Below are 9,238 nucleotides of genomic sequence, written 5' to 3' on the forward strand. Positions count from 1 at the left end.
CGCCAGCCGCGTCCAGTCCTCGTCGGTCATGGTTCCGGAACGCATGTGGTGCAGCGCCACCCGGGCCTCCGCCGAGAGCAGACGCATCGCGATCTCGTTGCGGCCCATTTCGAGGGAGAAGATGACGCTGGGCAGGTTGTGCTTGATGGAACAGGCGCGGGCGAAGTCGAGCGCGAGCGTCGACTTACCCATGGCGGGACGGGCCGCGATGATGATCATCTGGCCGGGGTGGAGACCGTTGGTCAGCTGGTCGAGGTCGGTGAAACCGGTCGGCACACCCGTCATCTCACCGCTGCGGGAGCCGATCGCCTCGATCTCGTCGAGCGCGCCCTCCATGATGTCTCCGAGCGGCAGGTAGTCCTCGGTGGTGCGCTGCTCGGTGACCGCGTAGATCTCGGCCTGGGCCGAGTTCACGATCTCGTCGACGTCTCCGTCGGCCGCGTATCCCATCTGTGTGATCTTGGTGCCGGCTTCCACGAGACGGCGCAGCACCGCGCGCTCGTGGACGATCTCCGCGTAGTAGGAGGCGTTGGCCGCGGTCGGCACCGACTGCACGAGGGTGTGCAGATACGAGGCACCGCCGACGCGGGTGATCTCGCCACGCTTGGTGAGCTCGGCGCCGACCGTGATCGGGTCTGCGGGCTCGCCCTTGGCGTACAGGTCGAGAATGGCCGCGTAGACCATCTCGTGGGCGGGCTTGTAGAAGTCGTGGCCCTTGATGATCTCCACGACGTCCGCGATGGCGTCCTTGGAGAGCAGCATGCCGCCGAGGACGGACTGCTCGGCGTCGAGGTCCTGCGGGGGGACCCGCTCGAACCCGGACAGGCCGCCGTCCCAGGGGCCGCTCTCGCTCCCGCGGTCGTGCTGGTCGTCACGGCCTCGGCCACGCCCGCGGCTCTCGCTGCGGGGTCGGGCGACCGGCAGCCGGTCACTCGGTCCGCTGTCGGCCCAGGGGTCGTCCAAGGGCTCGGGAATGCTCACCCAGCCACCTCCTCCCGTCCGCTCCGCGGACCTCACCGTGCCACTCTGTCTTACGCCACGGCTCGGACAAACAAGAGGCTTTGACTCCGCTTCTGGCGCGTCGTGCGCCGGTCCACGGTAGGCCCGCGGGCACCGTCAGCCAATCTGGTTATCCACAGGGCCTGTGGGTGAAGGACCAGATGCTGTGGAGAACTCCGCAGAACCTGTGCACGGACCGGGGGACAGTCATGTGGACAAACTCATAGGGGCCCCCGAGTCACGCTTCTGAGCTGGCCTTTTTCCATCCACGGGCTGTGGGGGAGAAAAACTTTCCACCCCGGATCAAGATCAGAACAAACGGTGCACGGCCGAAGCTCCGCACCAAGGATTTGTAAGGACTACTCAGGCATTGCATCTCTTACCTGTGGAAGATTAGATTTGAGCCCATGACCCAGGCACCCGCGACCCCCAAGGCCGTCCGTCGGCAGCACGATCGAGAGATCATCTCGCTTGCCGTCCCGGCCTTCGGCGCGCTCGTCGCCGAGCCGCTCTTCCTCATGGTCGACAGCGCCATTGTCGGCCATCTCGGGACCCCGCAGCTCGCCGGTCTCGCCATCGCCGCGGCCCTTCTGGCCACCGCCGTGAGCGTCTTCGTCTTCCTCGCCTACGCCACCACGGCAGCCGTGGCCCGCCGGGTGGGAGCAGGCGACCTCCAGGCCGCCATCCGCCAGGGCATGGACGGAATCTGGCTCGCCCTGCTCCTCGGAGGAGCCGTCGTCGCGCTCACCCTCCCCTCGGCCCCCTGGCTCGTCGACATCTTCGGCGCCTCCGACACGGCCGCTCCGTACGCCATCACCTATCTGCGCATCTCCAGCCTCGGCATCCCCGCCATGCTCGTCGTCCTGGCGGCCACCGGAGTCCTGCGCGGCCTCCAGGACACTCGGACGCCGCTGTACGTGGCCATCGCCGGCTTCGCGGCCAACGCGGCCCTCAACGTAGGGCTGGTCTACGGGGCCGGTCTGGGCATCGCCGGTTCCGCTTGGGGCACCGTGATCGCCCAGTGCGGCATGGCGGCCGCCTATCTCGTCGTGGTCGTCCGCGGCGCCCGCCGCCATGGCGCCTCCCTGCGCCCGGACGCCGCAGGCATACGCGCCAGCGCGCAGGCCGGCGTGCCCCTCCTCGTCCGTACGCTCTCCCTGCGCGCGGTACTGATGATCGCCACCGCCGTCGCGGCCCGGCTCGGGGACGCCGAGGTCGCCGCCCACCAGATCATCCTGTCCCTGTGGAGCCTGATGGCCTTCGCCCTGGACGCGATCGCGATCGCGGGGCAGGCCATCATCGGACGGTATCTCGGCGCCGACGACGCCGAGGGTGCCCGCCAGGTCTGCCGCCGCATGGTCCAGTGGGGTGCGGTCTCGGGCGTGGTGCTGGGCGTGCTCATCGTCATCGCCCGCCCGCTGTTCATTCCGCTCTTCACCGGCGACACCACGGTTCAGGACACCCTGCTCCCCGCCCTGCTGGTCGTCGCGGTGTCCCAGCCGATCTCCGGGGTGGTCTTCGTCCTCGACGGCGTCCTGATGGGAGCCGGCGACGGCCCGTACCTGGCCTGGGCGATGCTGCTGACCCTCGCCGTCTTCGCCCCGGTCGCCCTCGTGGTCCCCCTGCTGGGTGGCGGCCTGACCGCCCTGTGGTGGGCGATGACATTGATGATGACGGTCCGGATGCTGACGCTCTGGCTGCGGTCCCGATCGGGGCGGTGGATCGTCACAGGAGCCACGCTCTGAACGTTTCACGTGAAACACCGCGATCGTGCGCTGTTTCACGTGAAACGGCGGAAGGGCCGCACCCCTGAGGGGTGCGGCCCTTCCGTACTGCTGAGAGCAGCGTTACGCGGCGACGACCTCGACGCCGAGCTTCGCGGCAACCTCGGGGTGCAGACGCACGGACACCTGGTGCGAGCCCAGGGTCTTGATCGGCGAACCGAGCTCGACGCGACGCTTGTCGACGTCGGGGCCACCCGCGGACTTGATCGCCGAGGCGATGTCGGCCGGGGTCACGGAGCCGAAGAGGCGGCCGGCGTCGCCGGAGCGAACGGCCAGACGCACCTTCACGCCCTCGAGCCGGGCCTTGATCTCGTTGGCCTGCTCGATGGTCGCGATCTCGTGGATCTTGCGGGCGCGGCGGATCTGCGCCACGTCCTTCTCGCCACCCTTGGTCCAGCGGATCGCGAAACCACGCGGGACCAGGTAGTTGCGAGCGTAACCGTCCTTGACGTCGACGACATCGCCGGCGGCACCGAGGCCAGAGACCTCGTGGGTCAGGATGATCTTCATTTTTCGGTCACCCTTCCCTTATCGCGCGGTGGACGTGTAGGGCAGCAGCGCCATCTCACGGCTGTTCTTCACGGCCGTGGCGACGTCACGCTGGTGCTGCGTGCAGTTGCCGGTTACGCGGCGGGCACGGATCTTGCCGCGGTCGGAAATGAACTTCCGCAGCATGTTCGTGTCCTTGTAGTCCACGTACGCGGTCTTGTCCTTGCAGAACGCGCAGACCTTCTTCTTAGGCTTGCGCACAGGCGGCTTCGCCATGGTGTTTCTCCTGTGTGATCAAGAAGTGGGGGTACGAGCTGCCTTCGAGGGGAGTGCCCTAGAAGGGGGGCTCGTCCGAGTAGCCGCCGCCGCTGGAGCTTCCACCCCAGCTGCCTCCGCTGCCCTGCTGCTGGCCGCCAGCGGCCGGCGCGCCGGTCGCCCACGGGTCGTCGGCGGGAGCACCGCCACCACCCTGCTGGGCACCGCCGGAGTTTCCACCCCAGCTGCCGCCGCCCTGCTGGCCACCGCCGCCGTAGCCACCCTGGCCACCCTGGCCACCGCGACCGGTGGTCTTGGTGACCTTGGCCGTGGCGTTCTTGAGGCTGGGGCCGACTTCCTCGACGTCCAGCTCATAGACCGTGCGCTTCACGCCCTCGCGGTCCTCGTACGACCGCTGCTTCAGCCGGCCCTGCACGACGACGCGCATGCCTCGCTGGAGCGACTCGGCGACGTTCTCCGCCGCCTGACGCCAGACCGAGCAGGTCAGGAACAGGCTTTCGCCGTCCTTCCACTCATTGGTCTGACGGTCGAAGGTGCGGGGGGTGGACGCGATACGGAACTTCGCGACCGCCGCACCGGACGGGGTGAAGCGCAGCTCGGGGTCGTCGACAAGATTGCCGACGACCGTGATGACGGTCTCGCCTGCCATTGGGTGAACCTCTCGGCGGGATTGCTTCTGGCTGCTTACTGCTACTCGAACCCGATGACCTCTGAGCTAGGTGCTCAGTGGGTCTCGGGACGGAGGACCTTGGTCCGGAGGACCGACTCGTTCAGGTTCATCTGGCGGTCGAGCTCCTTGACGACCGCAGGCTCGGCCTGCAGGTCGATGACCGAGTAGATGCCCTCGGGCTTCTTCTTGATCTCGTAGGCGAGACGACGACGGCCCCAGGTGTCGACCTTCTCAACCTTTCCGTTGCCCTCACGGACGACGGAGAGGAAGTTCTCGATCAGCGGGGAGACAGCGCGCTCCTCGAGATCGGGGTCGAGGATGACCATCACCTCGTAGTGACGCATGTGGAACCCACCTCCTTTGGACTCAGCGGCCACGGTCGTTCCGTGGCAGGAGGGTCGTGATGCGTGAACAACGGTATCGGCCACCACTGACAATCCCCCTCAGCGAGTGAGGGGCACAGTCGGTCCGGGACGGACCTGGGCAGACACCGGTGCAGACCGTACAGAGTACCCGCACACCGGCTTCCGGTTGAAATCCGGTGGTGGGGGGACGCAATCTGTACACAACGGAAGTCGGCGGCGCTACGATGCGCCGCCTTCCGGCAGCTACGCCAGGAGGTGCCCCATGGCACAGGCAATGCGTCACGACACCGGACATTCCCTGCTCGCGACCGACGGCAAGCCGCACCCGCTCCAGGACACGCTGGTCGGGGTGACGCTCGTCCTGGGTGTCCTCGCCTTCGTCACCGCGATGTTCCACAACCTGCACCTGCTCAGCTCCTGGGCGGGACTCCTCGGGATCATCGCGGGCGCGTACGGCCAGTTCATCTCCGTGACGACCAGGGAACGCTTCGCGCTGATCGTCGGCCTCGGTGCCGCCGCGGTGGGCTTCTTCCTCGGCATGGCCCACGGCGGTCTCTTCGGCGGCGTGATCGGCTAACCGGGAGGCCAAGGGCCACACGGCCAATCGAGGCGCTCCTCGGTCGCAGTAGGCTTCGGCGCGAGAGCCGGAGCCCCTGAACCGATGGGGACACACCTGCCGAGGAGCGCCCCGCATGAGCCTGACCCTGAGGACCATCAGCCGAGAGCAGCATCTGGCATACATCCAGAGCCTGCCCGCGGCGAGCCACTGCCAGGTCCCGGCGTGGGCGGATGTGAAGACCGAGTGGCGCTCGGAGAGCCTGGGTTGGTTCGACAAGTCCGGCGAGCTGGTCGGCGCGGGCCTCGTGCTCTACCGCCAGCTGCCGAAGATCAAGCGCTACCTGGCCTACCTGCCCGAGGGCCCGGTCATCAACTGGTACGCCCCGAACCTCGACGAATGGCTGCAGCCGATGCTCGCGCATCTCAAGCAGCAGGGCGCCTTCTCGGTGAAGATGGGCCCGCCCGTGGTCATCCGCCGCTGGGACTCCGCCGCCATCAAGTCCGGTATCCAGGACCCGGACGTGAAGCGCCTGAAGGACGTCGAGGCCACGCACATCGAGCCGCGCGCCTTCGAAGTGGCCGACCGCCTGCGGAAGATGGGCTGGCAGCAGGGCGAGGACGGTGGCGCCGGGTTCGGCGACGTCCAGCCCCGCTACGTCTTCCAGGTGCCGCTCGCGAACCGCTCGCTCGACGATGTCCTCAAGGGCTTCAACCAGCTGTGGCGCCGCAACATCAAGAAGGCCGAGAAGGCCGGCGTCGAGGTCGTCCAGGGCGGCTACGAGGACCTGGCCGAGTGGCAGCGGCTGTACGAGATCACGGCCGTACGCGACCACTTCCGGCCGCGCCCGCTCTCGTACTTCCAGCGCATGTGGACCGTCCTCAACAACGAGGACCCCAACCGCATGCGGCTGTACTTCGCCCGCCACGACGGGGTGAACCTGTCCGCGGCGACCATGCTCGTCGTCGGCGGACACGTCTGGTACTCCTACGGAGCCTCCGACAACATCGGCCGCGAGGTCCGGCCCTCGAACGCGATGCAGTGGCGAATGCTGCGCGACGCCTATGCGATGGGCGCGACCGTCTACGACCTGCGGGGCATCTCGGACTCGCTCGACGAGACCGACCACCTCTTCGGCCTGATCCAGTTCAAGGTGGGCACGGGCGGCGAGGCGGTGGAGTACGTCGGCGAGTGGGACTTCCCGCTCAACAAGCTCCTGCACAAGGCACTCGACATCTACATGTCGCGTCGCTGACGCCTGTGCCGACGGTTGCGTAGTCTCGTACGTAATCTCGTTGGTCTCGTACATACCTTTGATACACCGCAGCCATCAGAAAGGTTCCGGGCCGGCCATGGCGCTCTCCCTCTACGTCGACACCGCTCGCTGGCGGGCGCACCAGAAGACCGTGATCGACCAGTTCCCCGGCCTGATCCCGGTCTGCAAGGGCAACGGCTACGGGTTCGGCCACGAACGGCTCGCGGACGAGGCGGCACGGTTCGGCTCGGACATGCTCGCCGTCGGCACCACGTACGAGGCTGCGAAGATCAAGGACTGGTTCGGCGGCGATCTGCTCGTCCTCACCCCGTTCCGGCGGGGCGAGGAGCCGGTGCCGCTGCCGGACCGGGTCATCCGCTCCGTCTCCTCCGTCGACGGGGTGCACGCCCTGGTGGGCGCCCGTGTCGTCATCGAATGCATGAGTTCGATGAAGCGCCACGGCATCCTCGAGGAGGACCTGGGCCGGCTGCACGCCGCCATCGAGGACGTGCGACTCGAGGGCTTCGCCCTCCACCTGCCCCTCGACCGCACGGACGGCACCGACGCGGTCGAGGAGGTCATCGGCTGGATGGACAGGCTGCGGGCGGCCAGGCTGCCGCTGCACACCATGTTCGTGAGCCATCTGCGCGCCGAGGAGCAGGCCCGCCTGCAGCAGCAGTTCCCGCAGACCCGGTTCCGCGCCCGCATCGGCACCCGGCTGTGGCTGGGCGACCACGAGGCCACCGAGTACCGCGGCGCCGTCCTGGACGTCACCCGCGTCGCCAAGGGCGACCGCTTCGGCTACCGCCAGCAGAAGGCCGCGTCCGACGGCTGGCTGGTCGTCGTCGCCGGCGGTACGTCGCACGGCGTGGGCCTGGAGGCTCCCAAGGCGATGCACGGCGTGATGCCGCGCGCGAAGGGTGTCGCCCGCGCCGGCCTCGCGACCGTCAACCGGAACCTCTCCCCGTTCGTCTGGGCCGGCAAGCAGCGCTGGTTCGCCGAGCCGCCGCACATGCAGGTGTCGATCCTGTTCGTGCCGTCCGACGCCCAGGAGCCGAAGGTCGGCGACGAACTCGTGGCCCATCTGCGGCACACCACGACCCAGTTCGACCGGCTCGTCGAGCGCTGAGCCCCCGGGCGTCCCGCCCACGGCCGCTGGGGCCTCCCGCGCCTAGACCCGTGGGGCGCCCCACTCGACCCGCGGGCCCTCCACGACCGCCGCGGCGTGCCGGGCGGGATGCGCGGCCCTCCCCATGACGAAGACGTCCTCCGCGCCGTCCAGAACGCCCCCGGAGGGGTCGTCCGAGCCGTCCTGCCGCACCACGTCGCGCTCGGGCGCGAGGATGTCGCGCACGACCACCGCGCACAGATACAGCGTCCCGAGCAGATGCAGGACGACGACCAAGTGGTAGCCGTCCGTCGGCAGCCCCTGCTTGTTGCCGCTGGTGGTGAAAGCCAGGTACATCCAGATGCCCAGGAAGTACATGACCTCGCACGCCTGCCAGATCAGGAAGTCGCGCCAGCGCGGCCTGGCCAGCGCGGCGAGCGGGATGAGCCAGAGGACGTACTGCGGCGAGTACACCTTGTTCGTCAGGACGAACGCGGCTACGACCAGGAAGGCGAGCTGGACGAAGCGGGGCCGGCGGGGCGCGGTCAGCGTCAGGACGGCGAGGCCCGCGCAGGCCAGCAGCATCAGCAGCACGGCGAAGGTGTTCGCCGTCCCGGGCGGGATCGTCTCCCCCGTCCGCTGGCTGATCAACAGCCAGATGGAGCCGAAGTCGACGTTCCGTTCCGTGCTGAAGACGTAGAACTGCTTCCACCCCTCCGGTGCGAGCAGCATGACCGGCAGATTCACGGCGAGCCACGCCCCACCGGCGCCGAGCACCGCGACCGCGAACTCCCGCCACCTCCAGGCGCGCAAGCACAGCAGCAGCAGGGGGCCGATCAGCAGGAACGGGTAGAACTTGGCCGCGGTCGCGAGGCCGAGCAGGATCCCGAAGGCGAGGATCCGGCCGCGTGACCACATCAGCACGGCGGCGGCGGTCAGCGCGACGGCCAACAGATCCCAGTTGACGGTGGCGGTGAGCGCGAAGGCGGGCGCCAGTGCGACGAGGAGCGCGTCCCAGGGGCGACGGCGGTGGGTGCGGGCGACACAGACGGCCAGGACGGCGGCGCAGACCATCAGCATGCCCGCGTTGATCATCCAGTAGATCTGCTCGCGGTGCACGATGTCCTCGCCGCCGGGCGTGAGCCAGGCCGCGAGCTGCATGAACAGACCGGTCAGGACCGGGTATTCCAGATACTCTATGTCGCCGCCCAGGCGGTCGAAGTAAGGGATCAGCCCTTCGGCGAACCCCCGTCCGACGAACAGATGCGGAATGTCGGAATAGCAGGCGTGCGTGTACTGCGACGTACTGCCCCGGAACCAGGCCCAGTCGTAACACGGGATCTTCTGCACCATGCCGAGCGCAAACATCCCGATGGCCACCAGCGCGATCACCCGCACAGGAGTGAGAGCGCTGCTGCCCAGCAGCGCCCGGCGGCCGAACGGCCCGCCGATCAGTTCGCTGCCCGCCGCGGCGACCTCGTCCCGGTGCGTGGGGCACACCACCGGCGAGGCCTGCGGCCGGCCCTGAGGCGGGCTCGTCTTCTGGAGGCTCGGCATGGGGGACATCCTGCCGTACGGACCTGGGAAACGGTGAGGGCCGCCGTACCGGACGACGTACCAGGAGTACGTGTCGGGTACGACGGCCCTCGGAGCCGTACCGGGCGGCGCCCGGTGGGCGGATCAGCCGCCGCCCAGCCAGCCAGGCCCACCGTCATCGGTGGCTGTCGGCGTGGGTG

The 9,238-nt window shown here is 68.5% G+C and carries 10 protein-coding genes; 4 read left to right on the forward strand and 6 right to left on the reverse strand.

All coding sequences use genetic code 11. The features are described from left to right. Positions 1–981 (reverse strand): replicative DNA helicase (locus J7E93_RS35610; RefSeq protein ID WP_215074183.1); only part of this gene is annotated, 981 nt, incomplete at its 3' end. Between the two features lie 425 nt (positions 982–1,406). On the opposite strand from J7E93_RS35610, the gene J7E93_RS35615 reads away from it, so the two are divergent. Continuing rightward, positions 1,407–2,744 (forward strand): MATE family efflux transporter, encoded by a 1,338-nt coding sequence (locus J7E93_RS35615; RefSeq protein ID WP_215074184.1) that lies wholly within the window; start codon positions 1,407–1,409, stop codon positions 2,742–2,744. 102 nt (positions 2,745–2,846) lie between these two features. On the opposite strand, the gene rplI is transcribed toward J7E93_RS35615, so the two are convergent. The 4 genes from rplI to rpsF form a co-directional block, all read right to left on the reverse strand. Then, on the reverse strand, positions 2,847–3,293 hold the full coding sequence (gene rplI / locus J7E93_RS35620) for a 50S ribosomal protein L9 (RefSeq protein ID WP_215074185.1): 447 nt from the start codon (positions 3,291–3,293) through the stop codon (positions 2,847–2,849). Positions 3,294–3,311: 18 nt separating this feature from the next. Continuing rightward, the gene (gene rpsR, locus J7E93_RS35625; RefSeq protein WP_005315025.1) at positions 3,312–3,548 is read right to left on the reverse strand and encodes a 30S ribosomal protein S18; all 237 of its coding nucleotides are present in this window, start codon (positions 3,546–3,548) and stop codon (positions 3,312–3,314) included. Between the two features lie 58 nt (positions 3,549–3,606). Further along, positions 3,607–4,197, reverse strand: a complete 591-nt coding sequence (locus J7E93_RS35630; RefSeq protein WP_215074186.1) for a single-stranded DNA-binding protein — start codon at positions 4,195–4,197, stop codon at positions 3,607–3,609. Positions 4,198–4,271: 74 nt separating this feature from the next. Further along, complete coding sequence (gene rpsF, locus J7E93_RS35635; protein WP_004950685.1) at positions 4,272–4,562, reverse strand: 30S ribosomal protein S6; 291 nt, start codon at positions 4,560–4,562, stop codon at positions 4,272–4,274. Between the two features lie 283 nt (positions 4,563–4,845). On the opposite strand from rpsF, the gene J7E93_RS35640 reads away from it, so the two are divergent. The 3 genes from J7E93_RS35640 (at position 4,846) to J7E93_RS35650 (ending at position 7,523) form a co-directional block, all read left to right on the forward strand. Further along, entirely contained in the window at positions 4,846–5,160 is a 315-nt protein-coding gene (locus J7E93_RS35640; RefSeq protein WP_215074187.1) for a hypothetical protein, read from the forward strand. A 115-nt stretch (positions 5,161–5,275) separates the two neighbouring features. Beyond that, positions 5,276–6,394 carry a peptidoglycan bridge formation glycyltransferase FemA/FemB family protein gene (locus tag J7E93_RS35645; protein WP_215074188.1) on the forward strand — a complete coding sequence of 373 codons (1,119 nt, stop codon included), beginning with the start codon at positions 5,276–5,278 and terminating at the stop codon, positions 6,392–6,394. A gap of 97 nt (positions 6,395–6,491) precedes the next feature. Beyond that, positions 6,492–7,523: an alanine racemase gene (locus J7E93_RS35650; protein WP_215074189.1), complete on the forward strand. Its 1,032-nt coding sequence runs from the start codon at positions 6,492–6,494 to the stop codon at positions 7,521–7,523. 42 nt (positions 7,524–7,565) lie between these two features. Here the strand turns inward: J7E93_RS35650 and J7E93_RS35655 are convergent, their stop codons facing one another. Further along, positions 7,566–9,059 (reverse strand): glycosyltransferase family 87 protein, encoded by a 1,494-nt coding sequence (locus J7E93_RS35655; protein ID WP_215074190.1) that lies wholly within the window; start codon positions 9,057–9,059, stop codon positions 7,566–7,568. Positions 9,060–9,238 lie beyond the last annotated feature (179 nt).

Origin of the sequence: Streptomyces sp. ISL-36 (assembly GCF_018614205.1) — a bacterium.
In the GTDB taxonomy this organism is placed as follows: domain Bacteria; phylum Actinomycetota; class Actinomycetes; order Streptomycetales; family Streptomycetaceae; genus Streptomyces.